12 protein-coding genes and 2 tRNA genes are annotated in these 16186 nt (G+C 50.0%); 2 read left to right on the top strand and 12 right to left on the bottom strand.

Annotated elements, in window-relative coordinates; genetic code table 11:
• Positions 1-6: 6 nt before the first annotated feature.
• Entirely contained in the window at positions 7-714 is a 708-nt protein-coding gene (locus EL628_RS19345; RefSeq protein WP_126581549.1) for a LolA-like protein, read from the bottom strand.
• Between the two features lie 514 nt (positions 715-1228).
• On the bottom strand, positions 1229-2638 hold the full coding sequence (locus EL628_RS19350; protein ID WP_126581550.1) for a spinster family MFS transporter: 1410 nt from the start codon (positions 2636-2638) through the stop codon (positions 1229-1231).
• Between the two features lie 311 nt (positions 2639-2949).
• Between EL628_RS19350 and EL628_RS19355 the strand changes: the two genes are divergently transcribed.
• A complete protein-coding gene (locus EL628_RS19355) occupies positions 2950-3468 on the top strand; it encodes a hypothetical protein (protein WP_126581551.1) in 519 nt (172 codons plus the stop codon).
• 10 nt (positions 3469-3478) lie between these two features.
• On the opposite strand, the gene recO is transcribed toward EL628_RS19355, so the two are convergent.
• The 10 genes from recO to EL628_RS19405 all read right to left on the bottom strand — a co-directional run bounded on the left by recO (position 3479) and on the right by EL628_RS19405 (position 14579).
• A complete protein-coding gene (gene recO / locus EL628_RS19360) occupies positions 3479-4288 on the bottom strand; it encodes a DNA repair protein RecO (protein ID WP_161975617.1) in 810 nt (269 codons plus the stop codon).
• A 73-nt stretch (positions 4289-4361) separates the two neighbouring features.
• Positions 4362-4432 (bottom strand) — tRNA-Cys (locus EL628_RS19365).
• 13 nt (positions 4433-4445) lie between these two features.
• Positions 4446-4517: transfer RNA gene (locus EL628_RS19370), tRNA-Gly, on the bottom strand.
• 180 nt (positions 4518-4697) lie between these two features.
• Positions 4698-7109: a helicase-associated domain-containing protein gene (locus tag EL628_RS19375; protein ID WP_161975618.1), complete on the bottom strand. Its 2412-nt coding sequence runs from the start codon at positions 7107-7109 to the stop codon at positions 4698-4700.
• Positions 7096-9537: a hypothetical protein gene (locus EL628_RS19380; RefSeq protein ID WP_126581554.1), complete on the bottom strand. Its 2442-nt coding sequence runs from the start codon at positions 9535-9537 to the stop codon at positions 7096-7098. The genes EL628_RS19375 and EL628_RS19380 overlap by 14 nt, the downstream gene beginning before the upstream one ends.
• Before the next feature lie 112 nt (positions 9538-9649).
• Positions 9650-9859 carry a hypothetical protein gene (locus EL628_RS31025; RefSeq protein WP_126581555.1) on the bottom strand — a complete coding sequence of 70 codons (210 nt, stop codon included), beginning with the start codon at positions 9857-9859 and terminating at the stop codon, positions 9650-9652.
• A 175-nt stretch (positions 9860-10034) separates the two neighbouring features.
• The gene (locus tag EL628_RS19390; RefSeq protein WP_126581556.1) at positions 10035-10790 is read right to left on the bottom strand and encodes an RsmE family RNA methyltransferase; all 756 of its coding nucleotides are present in this window, start codon (positions 10788-10790) and stop codon (positions 10035-10037) included.
• On the bottom strand, positions 10791-11738 hold the full coding sequence (prmA, locus tag EL628_RS19395; RefSeq protein ID WP_126581557.1) for a 50S ribosomal protein L11 methyltransferase: 948 nt from the start codon (positions 11736-11738) through the stop codon (positions 10791-10793). It lies immediately after the preceding gene.
• A gap of 114 nt (positions 11739-11852) precedes the next feature.
• The gene (locus EL628_RS19400) at positions 11853-12758 is read right to left on the bottom strand and encodes a GNAT family N-acetyltransferase (RefSeq protein WP_126581558.1); all 906 of its coding nucleotides are present in this window, start codon (positions 12756-12758) and stop codon (positions 11853-11855) included.
• Between the two features lie 81 nt (positions 12759-12839).
• Entirely contained in the window at positions 12840-14579 is a 1740-nt protein-coding gene (locus tag EL628_RS19405; protein WP_126581559.1) for an acyl-CoA mutase large subunit family protein, read from the bottom strand.
• 382 nt (positions 14580-14961) lie between these two features.
• On the opposite strand from EL628_RS19405, the gene EL628_RS19410 reads away from it, so the two are divergent.
• Positions 14962-16011 (top strand): hypothetical protein, encoded by a 1050-nt coding sequence (locus tag EL628_RS19410; protein WP_126581560.1) that lies wholly within the window; start codon positions 14962-14964, stop codon positions 16009-16011.
• Positions 16012-16186: the final 175 nt, after the last annotated feature.

A 16186-nucleotide genomic window follows, 5' to 3' on the forward strand; every position in this document is an offset into this window, starting at 1 on the left:
ATCAGACTACTGCAACACTTGCTTGACATTTGTAGCAGGTTGGGGATTGGTAGGAACAGTAAAGTTTACCAGCTTATTAAAGTTACTGAAGTTTGCTATGACCTCAAAACCCTGTGGTTGACCTGCGACAACTGGTGCGCTGGCATCCGTCAGCACTTTATAGTCGATCTTATAAAGATACTTCGTGGCCTCATCAATCCAAATATCCACATTTGCCCCTGTAACTGAGTGAACAAAGGGGGTGTCTGAACTGCCCATCTCGTTGATCACCTGATCTTTATTTAATGTAGAAGTGATATGACGCAGTTTTTTACCATTAAGAACTTCAATCTTATGGTCGGTCAAAGTGCCTGTTAGCGCATCCAAACCCATCGAGCCTGGATCGGTCAGAGAATTTGTCCCTATAGCAAATGGATTGTTTGAAGAATCGTTCAGAGCACTGGCATCTAATACATACCAGACACCACTGTTCCCTTGCAGGTAAGCCTGGTCGCCCAGCAGGATCTGCTTCATAGCATAGGAGATATCCTTTGTCCCAGCGGTGATCTGTATCGTCAAGAGTTGGGAAGATTCGGTTGCTCCATTGCTATCACTCTCACTGGTATATTTTGCTGAGAGTTGACTGGCAACGGCTGGATCACTAGTAGATGGGAGATAAGAGGCCATAAAATCTGTTCCAACTACCATCACCAGCGATTGATGTTTGCTGTTCATAGCACTCATGACTTTGTTACTGGCAGACAACAGGTCGCTTGCAGACTCTGGTCTGGGTGTAGGCGTGGCTGCCTGACTGGCTCCAGCTGAAGATGGGGCACCGCAAGAACTAAGGAGGACAAAACAGAAAACAATACAGAGGACCATGCAAATGCGTATTTGGACTATTTTTCTCATGATAATTTCTAACCCAAAAGAAGTGTTTGGGTCTCACGAATAAGAATAGACAATTACTTGCTATCGATTGGCAAGTATTCTAATAATTTATAACGGACAGGTTTCATATTAGTAATGATATTTTAGCCAATGGTCCCCCAAAACATTCAGGATATTCTTATCTCGCAGCCGTCATATGTAGATCTTTGTGCTATATTTGCCGGTAATTCTAGTTTTATCAATGGCAAGATATTTTTAAAGCATAGGCCCATGAAACCAGGGCCTCAGCCGTTTAGTGCCCCATGAGCACCAGGAAGCCTCTCAACGGCTGAGGTCTCCTTCATAAAGCAACCACCAATTACGATAGCTGTGATAAGGCCAGACCGGTACGTTCAGCCGCCAGAACATCGCTCTGCATCCAGCGCGATCCCAGGATGCCAGATAGGCCGGCTAAGACAAGTGCAGGCACACAGGTGATCAGAAGAGCCCTGCCAAGATCCTGCCCGGCGAGATTGGCATGAAAATGCTGTCCATGTGTTGGATCAATATTGGTGGCCATGATTCCCACAATAGCAGGCGCAAAAGCATCCCCAAACAGGTGGCCCAATAAGAGCGTAAGCGAGATTGCTGAGGCTCGCAACACCGCCGGAACAACATCTTGTACAGCCGCCGAATAGGGTCCGTTGTAACAACGTAATAATAACGAGGTAAGCAGAAAGAAGGTCGTAAAAACGTAGATATTATGACAGAGCAAAACGACAGCCATTGATGGAGCGGCCAATAAAAAGCCATAACCACAGACCAGGACACGTGCCCCTGGATAGCGCCGACCCAGGAGATCTGAGACGTAGCCACCCACCAGCGCTCCAATGCCACCTGCGATGACCAGTAATCCACCAGAATAGAGGCCCGCCAATCCCGGTGTAAAACCATAGGTGTCCTTCTGTTGTAGATAGGTTGGCAAGAATGAGATCGTCACCCCAATGACAAAAAAGGCAAAGATCTGCACAAAAATCAACGTAACTAATGTTTTGATGCGCAATAAAGAGAACATCTGGAGAAGCACATTGCTTCGCGTCAGGTGAACAGGGCGAGCCTGCTCAGCAGGGAGTACATCGAGGGTGGCCTCCTCATCGGCCTGGTTACGGCGCGGCTCACGCAGACGCCATGAAAAAAATGCCAGGATTAACCCTGGAATTCCAGTCAACAGAAAAGCGATACGCCAGCTCCCCATGACCAGGCCCGGGCTTGTAAAGGCTCCCCCAATGGCAAAGCCAATGAGCACCCCAAATAGCTCAGCAATACTCCATAAGCTCATCACACGCGACCGCTTCTCGCGCTGAAAATAATCGCTCAACAGGGCCGTTCCCGCTGGAAAATAACCAGCCTCCCCCATACCCAGTAACATACGCGCTAGAAAGAGGGTCGCAAAGCTATTAGCGAGCGCCGTCAAAGCAGTGCTCAGGCTCCAAAAAGCAACGCTAAAGGCAATAACATCTTTGCGTTTGCCTGCATCCGCCCATATCCCCAGAGGAACGCAGGCAAAAGTATAGACAACCAGAAAGGCTGAAGAGATATAACCAATCCCATCCAGCGAGAAACCTAGCTCATGGGCAATCCCGTTGGCTGCCCCTGTTAAGACGAAACGATCAACATAATTAAAAAAGCTAATGAAAAAGAGCAATAAAAAAACGTACCGAGGATAGCTGGAACGGGCAGATCTCTCCGAAGATCTTCGCTCATCTCCGGAAAGTAGAGCCTCATTCATATGAACCTCCAAAAGAATGCTATGGTACCGATAATTTCCTCCATCTGTACCATATCATATACCTCAGTTCCTGACCAGATTATTTCTACTAAAACACACTCTACTCGTGTTCTATTTATTGGACGAATAGAAGAATACCTACAATTATTTTCCGACATATCTTTTTAGCATAGACAGATGCTCTATAAAGAGCATTCAACTGCGGCCATATCCTCTTCCTCATGTCGTAGATCCACAGAGCCAACCTCAGGAAGGTTGCCAGGATACCGTAAGATATCTATAACATTATTTTGTTCTGGAAAGGGAACTTTATGGCACAGCAAGATCCGAAACAGGAGATTCTCTCACGACTTGTCCGCTTGTATGCTATTCCTGCTACAGCCGCAGGGGAAGAGACAGTCCATTTTCTCCGGATGCGCAGTCTTCCAGGCCGCCAGGTTCATGCCGTTACCTTTAAAAATAAAAGCGGAGAAGATATTCATTTTCTCTGTCATGTCATGCAGAATGCCCAGGGCTTATGGGGCTTTCGAGGAGGGGCTGGTGGAGAGGTCAGCAGCGATCTTGAGCGAGCTCATCTGATACACGAACAGCCCTGGGCTCATCTCAGCGGAGGAGGCTGGCCAAAAGAGTTTTATGGTGGGGGCTATATCATTGATAAAGGCGTCAAGGTTGCTCGTGTAAAACTTATTGCCACCAATGGAACAGTTGTAGAGGATACGGTTGAGAACGGGATCGTCCTCTTCCTTACGGATGAACGCGTAGAGACCCCTCTACAGGCTGAACTTTATGACTATTCAGGCAACTTAATCAATAGCCATGATGTCTTCTAAACCAAAATTGCTAACGTGCATTCAACATATCAAGAAAACTCCAGGATTTCAGATCACGCTCTAAATGAAAACGGAGCAGTCCATGCATTGCACCTTCAATCTCTGCTTGCAGACGCGTATCCAGTCGGAGATGCGGAACTTGAGGCCAATCAGTGCGCTGGAGCAGGCGAAGTACTTTGAGTGCATTCATTGATAACGGCTGTGCCCATAAATGAGAACACTTTGGGCACAGCGCTCCACCAAGAGTCGGTGTAAAACCATTCACCTCTGGCTTCAGCTCAGCTGTACAATTGGCACAATGGCGCAGTACGGGGGCGTAGCCAATATGCGAGAGCAGGTATACTTCAAAATAACGCAGAAGTAAAAATGAATGCATCTGCTCGCGACCATCTAAGGCCAATCCACCAATCCTTTTCTGCTGCTCAGAACTGGCCTCGGTCTCCAATTCTCTCAAGGCAAGAAGGAGGAGATGATAGACCTCTGGATGCGGAGTGTCATCCTCAATAAAGCGCTCAATTAATTCTGCCAGATAAAAACCGCACGTCATATACCAGAGGTTGGAACGCAATTGGAAGTAGTTTTCAGAAGCTTGAGCCTGCGTAATGATATCTAAGTTACGCCCCAGCGCCAACTGCAACTGGCTATGACAGAGGAGCTCAAGATGACCGGCCTTACGGCTAATGGGGCGGCGTGCGCCTTTCGCAACGGCTCGAATCTTGCCCTTGTAAGGCGTCAGGAGCGTGAGAATACGATCAGCTTCCCCAAGATCGGTATGCTTGAGAACCACAGCTTCAATGGAATAGGTTCGTTGATTGCGCATAATGTGGTTTATCCAGAGTGCTTGGCGATGAGAACAAAAAAAGAGACGCGACATAAGCCACGTCTCTAAAGGGAGGCGACGAGCGGATTCGAACCGCTGGTGCAGCTTTTGCAGAGCCGTGCCTTACCACTTGGCGACGTCGCCCTGAATTGGGGGAAGCGGGAGACGGGGATCGAACCCGCGACTTTCTCCTTGGCAAGGAGATGCTCTACCACTGAGCCACTCCCGCATATGCGTTCGTGTAAACCGTTTAGCCCGGTTCACTGCAACCGCATCACGTTTGCATGGATAATATAGCACTATCGATCAGAATTGTCAACAGGTTTATCTCTGAGTTTTGTGTGGAACCTCAATTCTCTTATACACTAGCAGGGGGAGGGGTGAGCTCTGTATGCACCAGCTAGCCTGTTTAGAGCAAGAAACCTCGTTCTCTGAGCAGGTCCAGAACACGCTCGAGATTCTGCTCTGCGACATGCACTAGCCGCCCGGTGGTCTCGACTTGCGATCCTAGCAGTTCATTAAGCTCATTGTCCGCCTGGAGATCCTGCAAAATTTCGGCGGACAGATGAAGCAAGGGAGCTCGCTCAACCCGGATCTGCGATTGTTCTGCATACCCCCTGCCCCATAACTTCAGCCGGATCATCAACGACCCCGGAATGCCTGCTTCGCAATAGCTCTGTAAAAAGTGTTGCATCTGCTCTAAACTTTTTCCTTGCTCCAATGCTTGCTGCACCGAATGTGCACTCACTAGTGGCCAGCCTGTGGCTTCATCTCTGGTTGTAAACTGGCCCACTTCGGCAACGAGATAAAGATCAAGAACTGGATACAGAGGCTCAAGCAAGCCGTCTACATGTAGCCGCCATTGTGGTTCCCTGCGAGCATCGCTATCGCTTCTCTCAGCCACATCCGTCTGAGCAGGAAGATAATTGCGCCGCCAGAACAGCTGCTGAACCGCTGTTCGCTGGGCCAGGGGAATCTCGACTTGCCGCTCGCTCAAACGCCGTCCAAACAGCTTGCGCGTCTCTTCATCTGCCAGCAGCTCATCCAGTAACGCTGGATCAGCAACTTCAAGAAGAGTCATCTGCGGCCAGAGCTCGACTCTGCGGGCCTGACGCTCCCATTCTCCCACTGAATAGTGAATATTCTGCGGGATCTCATCTCCTGCGGCCTCTGTTAATATCTGTTGAATGCTGTCAGCACTGAGTCCATGCTGAATAGCACGCGTTACACTGGCTTTTGTCAGCCGATACTGAGCCACATGCTCAAGGCTGATCCGTTCAGCAAAACGATCCAGGCGAACTAACAGAGCTTCAGAGACTGGTGCTAATACGACTAGCTCGAAATTAGGCTGCACAATGAGGCGTCCCCATGGTATCTCAGGTCCCACCAACTGATCATGGCCCATAATCCAGAGGGCGTCCGGCGAGAACGTAAAGACCTGTAGCCCATCCTCTTGCTCGCAATCCACTAATCCCAACCATTGCAGTGGACCGGTTACTATAGCTCGAATAAAGCTTCCTTCGACCATATGCCAGCCTTCGCGATGCGTCAACCAACCACGCCGCAAGCGGAAATCCCAACCATAAGGATTGCTGGCAGACGAATAACGCTCCGCACGAGCTCCATAGTGGCGTGGGAAGAGCAGATATGGGTAATAAAGCTTTGTACGAGCAATAAAGGCTGCTATATTTACCTTCTCATTCGTTTGCTCAGATAAGATACGCTCAAGTACTTGCTGGCGATTGTTGAGAACCTCATTATGCGCTGGCTCCAATGGTTCTGGACCAGGACGGACAATCACATCAGGCAGAAATCCAAGCTCGTTCCAGAACGTCGTCTCCGCATACAGTTGGTAGCAACGCCTGACACGTTCATTGATCGAGAGGGCAAAGAAGCTCTCAGCTGGAGCTGAGGCCGCATAGAGGGTCCCCTGGCGCTCGTATAATAAGCCCAATTGCATCAACAATTGCCGTATAAATAGGAAACGAGGCAAATGGATCTCGCTACGTATTGGATCAGTGTCAAAGGAGCTCTTCTGTTGCTCTTTCTCGGCCAGTTGCTCGATAATAAGACGCAGGGCTGTACGCCCCAACAGACCGTTGTTAACAAGGGCCAGACCTTCATTGCGTGAAGCCACCAGAGACCAGTAAAGATAGAGTAGCCGCTGAGCTCTCCAGAAACTTTCGGGGATCTGTTCACTTTTCTCATGCACTTTCGTCTCAGATGCTTGCTGCTGCTGGTAGGCGTGGACGGTTGTCCGTACTGCTTGAGGGACAATTAAGACGCCATCATGCGTACCACTGCTATATTCGCGCCCCGCAAAGTTCGTTTGCTTGCCCCAAAAGACCAGGCCCAATGCCAGAAGATGCCGTAATGCCTCTTCAAAAGGTCCATGTGGATGGGCGGGGGGATATTGTGGAGGTAGAAGCAAAGAGCCGCTCTGAAAGGGGCGCTGGTCTGCGGACGTATCGGCGCGTTTCGGGGCATGGAGCTGTCCAGACAGAGAGAAATACAGTGCGAGATCACGGCTATTGGCTCGTCCACCACACGCAACTAGCTCTGCTAAAATCAGCCATTGAGCACTACCCAGTTCTTGCAGAATCTGCTCAATCCCTTGTGACTCAAATAAATACTGTCCAATCTCTTCTGCGACGGCTGAGGTCGCCAGGGGAGATGCAGAAGCACTCGAGGAGGTATTCGCCGTAAGGTTCAGGTTATTCCCTAACACGAGTGGCGACAAAGGGATATGACGCACTCTCATTACCGCTTGTAGATGATATGAGGGTACTGTCTGTAGAAGGTTAAGATCACTCTGATCCATAGATCTCCTCATCATGCAAGAGTGGGGTCTGACCACGTCGCTTTAGTTCTTCTGTGAGGCGCTCTACGGCTGTCTTCTTCAGAAGATGCAGACTGGGTGAGATGGATTGCACAATCTGACTTTCCACCGAGGTCGTCGCAGCCAGTTCACGCATCACAACGGCATCCATAGTCTCCAGCACTGGAACGCCAGTATAGATCCGTACCTGCCCATAACTGGCAATCCATTGCTCTAGCTGAAGCACCAGCGTGGTTAGCGCACTCTCTTCTGTATGGTGCTTCATAGCTGCCCGCAACAATTCTAAGAGGCGCAGAGGGCGATAACCACGATTTAAAGCCATCCCTAAGGCTCGAGGGGTCAGTCGGTAACGCAAACAGTCCGCCTCAATACCATCCGCCTCGGCAAACACTTCCAGCGCTTCAATCAGGGGCCAGGCTACTGGTGAACAGGTTACTAACAGCTCTTTCTTCTCTTCATTAACTGCTCGCAGAAGCTCAAACATTTGAACTGGCTGCTCGCTCTGTTGCGGAATAGGAGCTTCATGTAATAGGGAACTGGCAAGGTCTGTCAGCCGGAAGGCCAGCAGATGGCCATCAGGGGCGTAAGCTACATCACATATTCCCCACCAGTGTAAAGGCCCGGTCAGTAGATGGGTGAGATAGTGTGCCTCTGCTCGAAACCAGTCGCTTAATTGAATTGGACGTAAAGGGCGCCCTTCATCTTGCTCAATCCACCAGTGAGGAGCTGCAAAGAGGCGCTGCCGACGTTGGAGAAACAAAGGTTGCAGACGATAGACAAAACGTGCAAAAGCTGGAAAGCTCATCCACTGACCGGTTGGAGCCTGAGCTAATAGTGCCAGTATGCTTTGACGTGCTTCACTATTCTCTGTTTCCAGTTCTCCTACGCGCAAAATCGGCTGCTGCGACGACGTTGTGCGACAACGAAGCCGCAATCCATCATCCTGTAAGGCGAAAAGATCATCATACGATGACTGCTTTAACCACAGATCGAAGAGGTCACGCAATCCCTCGGCACGATCGGTTCCCAACAACAACTGCGCTGCTTTGGATAATACCTTCAGTTCGGCATCAATACCATCATTCGCACTATTATGCGTACTATTATAAATATAGACAATATCTGCTAGCTGGAGAAGGCGCAATGCAAAACGGATAAACGTGGGAGATGCAGATACTGTCTCCCGAATAACGGCTATTATATGCGCCGAAAAGTGCGGGGTGGGCGCTGGAATAGCCATAGAGCCATCTCCAGATGCTGGATGACCTGGCCGCGCAACCTCTGAGCTACCAGCTCCTTTTGCAGGTCGTGGCCAATCCTCGTTTGTTGCGAGCCGATACCCATCCAGGGCACGAGCAATTAACATCAACTGTGAGAGAAGACGGAATGGCTCCGCTAACTCCAGTCTTGGTCGGCGCCCCTGCTCATCTCCCTGCTCGACATGAAAGGTTGTTACTGGTACAGATACTCTCAGCGCAGCTCTCACCTCAAGCGGAACAAACCAACCTACATCTAAGAGGCTGCCACTCAGGCCCATTGGCTGAGACAGCGCACTATTGAGACTGGTGCGAAAGATCATAGCCCGCCCCTGGAGAGCCAGGAGTGTCTTCTGCAATTGATTGGCCTGCCCCAATGAGAAACGCTCGAAAAGGCCGCGCAGATCCTCATCAGTCATCGAGCCACCCGCCAATGTCAGAGCTGCTAATAACTGGCGCTGGGACTTCTCTAAAGTAGCCGCTAACCGGCGCACTGTCTCCGGCTGCTGTAATGCCTGAAAGATCTCTTCTGCCAGCTGTTGTTTTGCCAGACCAGTCGTCACAATCTCATACTCACGCGCTATATTTCTCAGATCGCTCAGACTTAATTGAGCAAGAAGTGCAAGCAGATCGCTCGCTACTGCCGGTGAACGAGCTGGCTGTACAACAGGCGATGAGGGAGCGATTGGCGCAGCTATCTCTCTCGAAATGTCTTCTTTTGTCATCTCTTTTCCAGGTGCTTTATCTGCATCCCCCACATGAGATGAGGAGGAAAGGTCGCCACCCGTTGGCTGAACAGGGAGAAAAAGAGCAGGGGTAGCCAACCAATGATAGAGGAGAGCCGCACCATGGCTACAGAGGAGGGTAGATGGAGTATGACAGGAACAGATTGTCAGCCACGAGGTGGAGCTCTGCAATTCCACAGACACGATACATGAGCGCATCAGCGAAGCATCGGATTTCTCTTGCTCTGTTGATGTGGAGGCATGCGAAAGGGTTACGACACCTGAGAGGCGCGCACCAGAACGCTGCGTATTTGCGATAGAGCCAGTCCGCTCATATTCCTGCCCTAGCGCTGCTGAGCTCAGTCCCGCCATCCGAATAATGTCGGCAGCTCGCAAGCGCTGTAGAATACCTGGTGCAACGTTTTCCATCTGAATTTCGTGGCGCGGGTACCCCTTTTATGCATGGGGAGGAAGCGCTACGCCTTCTTTTCTGTGTTCGTATTCGTAGCCGTCAGCACGATGAAGACGGCGCATCTATTTGCTATTTTTTGGGGTGGCTCTCCGCGTTGCCAGGGCGAAACGAGGGGGCGATGCGTCCTGTGAGCGTCCGTTTGGGGGTCATCGCCTTCACACTATCGCTGGTACGGTATCCCAGGAACGTCTTGCGCCGCTTTTTGTGCTGCTTGGGAAACCCTTGAGCATCCGTGACACCCATTGGGCAATAATAGCATGTAGACCATAATTTCGTCAACTGCGCTGCTACCTTTTACACTTTAGCTTATTCTTTCGCGGCAAGACCTCCCACGAAGCTGAAGACTTCAGGGATCAGGCCCCTGAGTTTTTAGCTCAGGGGTAGTTCACAATGCATGTTCCCTGGCATAGCCCTATTATGATGCTGGTTGCGTACACAACATTTTCAAACGCGGCTATGCTAGCCGAGCCTCAAGCTCATACATCACATTGGCAACCGCCGCAAGGGCTGCGGTCTCAGCTCGTAAAATACGCGCTCCCAATGAGACGCTCTTCACACCATGCTCTTGCGCCAGCATAATCTCTTCCGGGGCCAATCCACCCTCCGGGCCAATAAAAAGGTAGACGGTCAAAGGGACCTTATCCAGAGGAAACGACCGCAGGACGTTCTGAAGGCTCTGCTTCCGTTCTTCTTCCCAGGGGATAATTGCACAGGCGTCGTTGGGTAAGGCTTGCAACTGTTGCGTCAATGATCGAATTGGCAGGAGCTCTGGACGATGCGCTCGACCACATTGCTCAGTCGCTTCCTGAATAATACGTTGCCAACGCTGCTGTTTGGAGGACCCGGCCTCCTCCAGACCCGCGAGTGAACGACGGCAGTGAATGGGAGCAAATGTGCTTACTCCCAGTTCAGTCCCTTTCTCGAGAATCCATTCAAACCGGGCTGACTTCAATAACCCCTGACAGAGCACGATCCGAACAGGCGATTCGCTCTTGCCCGCCCGTCGCTCCACTGCCTGCACTTCAACGCCTGACCGGTTGCTCGTCTGTACAGTACACAGGAGCTCTTCACCACTATTGTCGAACAGGATCAGATGCTCTGCGACTTTCAGATGCAACACATCGCGTACCTGGTGGGCAAGCTTATCGGACAGCAGAAATGTCTCGCCAGCCTGGGGCAGAACGCTCTCAGTGACCAGAAAGCGATGCATCTATTGATACTCGCTTACGCTAGGCGAGGATACGCGCTTACGATAGACGAGGGCCAGCCAATCATCGATTTTAACTTCTTCGACCAGTTCCAGACCAGCCTCCAACAATGGTCCCTCCGCATCGGGCCTTCTCGCCTCAATGATGCCGCTGACAACCAGGAGCCCATGAGGTGCCAGAGTCTGTGCTAACTGAGGTGCAATAGACCCAATAATATGCGCAATAATGTTTGCTAGTACAAGATCATATTGGCCTGCTGTACGTTCAGCCTCCGCCTCATCAAGGATGCCTAACACGACCTGAATACGGTCTGTAAGGTCGTTTAAAGCTGCATTGGCCTGTGCGCTTTCCACAGCTACGCTGCTATTGTCAATGGCATAGACACTGGCAGCCCCCAATTTAGCTGCGGCCAGCGCCAGTATACCTGAACCAGTTCCAACGTCCAGGATGCGCATACCTGGCTGGACTTTCTGCTCAACCTGTTCCAGGCACATCCGTGTCGTGGGATGAACCCCCGTCCCAAAGGCCATGCCTGGATCAAGGGTCAGCACCACCTCTTCGTCCTTTGGTGTATACTCGCGCCACGATGGCCGAATGACGAGCCGCTTCCCAATATGTGTGACATGGTAGTAATCTTTCCAGGCATTGGCCCAGTCCTCTTCATTCACGACACACGTCTGAAGCTCGCCAACAAAATGCGCACCAAGACTGGTAAAGTGCCAGAGACCTTGCGCAATCTGTTGCTTTGTCGCCTCCTCTTTGCCATCCATCGGCAGATAGGCATGAACTATGACTGGCTGACCATGCAGGATACGATATTCTTGCCCGTCATCAGATAATTCATAGGGCTCCTCAATCACTATTCCGTCTGAGGTATATGTGCTAAGTAGCTCGCTCACCGATTCTACGGCCTCAGGATGTACCTGAACAGTTAATTCCAACCACTGCATGAAAACAACTTCTACCTTTCACATCTCACATGAGACTCATATCTCACATGAGAAGACCTTGAAATTCCGCTTCTATACGCCCCTTAGCATACCACAGTCCTGGAAGATGCCTCTTCATCTTCCATCTTTAATGGAGAGGGCATAATATCCATAGGTAGCACGCGGCTGAAAACCACAGGAGCGATAGAGATGATCCGCCGGCTGATTACTGGTATCAACATCCAGCTGAACAGGCTTCGAGCTCTCGCGCTGCAACTGCGCGATCACTGTCTCCAATAACTGCCGACCATATCCTTTACCCTGATAATCTGGTCGGACGCCAAAACCATAGATGCTCGTATAAGCCTGCCAATCGCGCACCCTTAAACATCCTACTGGCTCATGACAGGTAATACCCGGCTCACCAAGTGTGGCAAGAGAGAAACGCGCCAGAGGATTCTCTAACCTCTGGGCCAGACGAAGACGTACAACATTGATCGGATCGCCAAAGCTCTCCGATTGGATCTGAGCCAGTGCCTCAAGATCGGCGAGAGTCGCCTGACGCACATGCAGGCGATGATCAAAAACAGTCGCCTTTAGCTGACTATGCAGTATGAGATCATGCTCCGAGAAATCTAATGTCGCTCCTATCGCTTGTAGACAGGCCAGACCAGATTGTGATTGCTCATCACAGATAAACAGATAGCGCTCAATCCCAAAAAGACGGCTCTCTTTCCATGCAGCCGCTAATAATTGACGAAAGATGCCACGCCTGCGATACGCTGGATGTACGTAGGCCACAACCTCTTTGGCTTCCATTCCATGATCATCCAGGCAGAGGTAGCCAACCACAGCGCCATCATCATAATACAGAAAATCGAGCGCTTCAATCTCCAACCTTTCCCGAAGCAGATCCCAGATGACCCGGAGATGAATCTGCTCTGCCTTCTCACAGATCTCTGCCAACTGCTGAACAGCTTGCAACTCAAACGAAGAGAGGGCTTGCCTTTGTACAAGCCCTTGTAATTGATGGGTGGGCATAATGACTCCCTTTTCTATTGATAGTTGGGGCGATGCTATTCTTAAAGCGGCTTTAGTGCATGTGAAAGCCGCTTTTTATACTCAAAAAATGGCTGGCTCCATATAATCGCCAAAGACAGCACGAAAAACATCCATAATCTCACCAAGAGTGGCATAGGCTCTCACGGCTTCAATAATGGCTGGCATCGTATTGGCTGATCCCTCACAGACCGAACGCAATTCAGCAAGAGTTTGCCTGACAGCTTCTTGATCCCGTTCACGGCGCACACGATGCAGGCGCTCAAGGTGCGTACGCTGACCTTCATAATCCACATACAGTGTTGGAACTTTGACATTCTCATCGAGAGTATAATCATTTACCCCGACAATTATTCGACGATGGGTGTCAATCTCTTGTTGATAACGATAAGCGGATTCTGCAATCTCTCTCTGAAAAAAACCATTCTGAATGCATGCCAGGACCCCACCCAGCTCGGTGATTCGCGTAAGATAATCATCTGCTGCCTGTTCGGTCTCATTGGTGAGGGCCTCTACAAAGTATGATCCTCCCAGTGGATCAATTGTGTTTGTGACCCCACTCTCATGGGCAAGAATCTGCTGTGTGCGCAGCGCAATCAGGGCAGCTTTCTCGGTAGGTAAGGCCAGAGCCTCGTCTAGTGAGTTTGTATGCAACGAATTCGTGCCTCCCAGAACCCCGGCCAGAGCTTGAATTGTTGTGCGCACAATATTATTTTCGGCCTGCTGGGCTGTAAGAGAGACGCCAGCAGTCTGAGCATGGCAGCGCAACATCCAGGAGCGCGGATCTTTGGCCCCATAACGCTCTCGCATCAATCTCGCCCAGAGCCGACGTGCGGCGCGGAATTTTGCAATCTCTTCAAAAAAATCGTTATGCACATCAAAAAAGAAGGAGAGCCGAGGAGCAAACTCATCTATGTTTAGTCCCCGCGCAAGAGCCGCCTCAACGTAGGTCAATCCATCCGCCAATGTAAAAGCAAGCTCTTGCACCGCTGTCGCACCAGCCTCGCGAATATGATAACCACTGATACTAATGGTATTCCAACGTGGAAGATGGCGTGTCCCAAATTCGATGGTATCGGTAACTAACCGCAAGGAAGGCTCAGGTGGAAAGAGAAACTCCTTTTGCGCCGTATATTCTTTAAGAATATCGTTCTGAAGGGTCCCTCCTAGCTGGTCCATCCTGTACCCACGCTTCTCAGCATTGACGATATACATAGCCCAGATGACGGCAGCAGGACTATTGATGGTCATTGAGGTCGTAATTTTATCTAATGGGAGATCCGCAAAGAGGATCTCCATATCTGCCAGTGAAGAGATAGCTACCCCACACTTGCCAAATTCACCTGCGGCCAACGGATGATCGGTATCATACCCATACAACGTTGCCATATCAAAAGCAGTGGAAAGCCCCGTCTGGCCCTGCTGGAGGAGATACTTAAAACGCGCGTTGGTATCCTCGGCAGTTCCAAAGCCCGCAAACATTCTCATCGTCCAGGGTTTGGCACGATACATGGTCGGTTGTACACCACGCGTATAGGGATACTCTCCTGGCAGGCTCAGATCACGTGTATAGTCCAGATCAGCCAGATCCTGCGGTAGATAGACACGCTTAATAGGTACACCAGATGTCGTCATTAGAGGATCACGTTCAGGCACACGGTCTAGAGACTTCTGAACGGTTGTCTGCTCCCACCTGACCTGCTCGACACTCAGGCGAGCCAGTTCCTCAGCTTGAAACAGGGTTCCCTGAGTATACTGAGTGGCATCTAAGCGCTGAGGTGAAGTTGATTCTTGTTCAAGCATAATCTCTCTTACTCCTCGCTGAGTCTGGGGCCTCAATAAAAGGCCATATATTTTACGCCTCGTACTCAAAAGATAATCGTCTGCCTGCCCGATTCTACGTGGAAGCTCTATGCTGTATTGTACCATGTTTCTATAAGCAGAACAGGCAGAAACAGTCAGCATATCTTAGCACCAGAAGTCCATAGCCTGTTAGCATAAGTCTAGCCCATCGGTCCCTTCAGGCTGGCCTCGTCTCCCCCGATACAATTAGTAGCGGTAGAAAACCAGAACGTCACTCTCGATATACCTACTGCAACACCCACTATGCTTTTCTTTGACCTATAAACACATAAAACTATGGGCATTCACACAAGTTGCACGATCTTTAGAAAGGATATATGCAATGACATTCTTTCACAGCTTGAAACATTCCTCTATCCCCCTGGGAAAACGAGCCCTGGTGGTCTCAACGCTTCTTTCTACAGGGGTATTAGGGATGCTTTTACAGGCTCCAACGACCTACGCCCACGGTAGCCATTCAGGTTCATACGATCATAAGTCTTACAAGCAGTGTGATGGCTACAATGGCTTTTATAGCCACTATGATCCCAGCAATCCCTATTATAATCAGTACTATAGCAATACCTGCGATTTTAAAGGCAAAACTATCAATTGTGATAGTTACTTCCCTTATTCAGCAAGTTATAGTTCACAGAAATACTATTGCCAGTATTATTGGAAACAGTACCAAAATAATCCACCATCTTATGACAATGGCGGACCAACGCCTCCCCCTCCTCCTGATCATGGTGGAAAAGGCGGTTATGGTTCTGATCATGGTGGACCAACTCCTCCTCCTCCTCCTTCTGACCATGGTGGAAAAGGTGGCTATGGTTCTGATCATGGTGGACCAACTCCCCCTCCTCCTCCTTCTGACCATGGTGGAAAAGATGGCTATGGTTCTGATCATGGTGGACCAACTCCTCCTCCTCCTCCTTCTGACCATGGTGGAAAAGATGGTTATGGTCAGGGTAGCGACAACCAGGATAGCTACGGTCATGATCACTATGGCGACAACCAGGATAGCTACGGTCATGATCACTATGGCGACAACCAGAATAGCTACGGTCATGATCACTATGGCTACAATCAGGATAGCTACGGTCATGATCACTATGGCTACAACCAGGATAGCTACGGTCATGATCACTATGGCTATGATCAGAAGAGCTACAAGCACGATGGCTATGATCAAAAGAGCTACAAGCACGATGGCTATGATCAGAAGAGCTACAAGCACGATGGCTATGATCAAAAGAGCTACAAGCACGATAGCTATGGTCAGAAGAGCTATTGGCAGGAGTGTTACGACCAGGGTAGCTATGTTGATCCAGGCACAATCTACCAGTACCTACAAGAACACTATCCATTTGCCCAATACACTAAAAATTAAGCATCTTAGCGCTAAAAGCGAGAGAATGGCAGGAATCCACTTCAATGGCGAAGCTCATCTCCATTCTCTCTGGTGGTGATCACATTGGCCGCGTTCATCGCTTTAGATCCCGATGGTGAAGAAGGTTGTCGCGGCCATCTTGATGGTGGCTATTTCATTAATGATGTAAAAGGGG

Origin of the sequence: Tengunoibacter tsumagoiensis (assembly GCF_003967535.1) — a bacterium.
Taxonomy (GTDB): Bacteria; Chloroflexota; Ktedonobacteria; order Ktedonobacterales; family Ktedonobacteraceae; genus Tengunoibacter; species Tengunoibacter tsumagoiensis.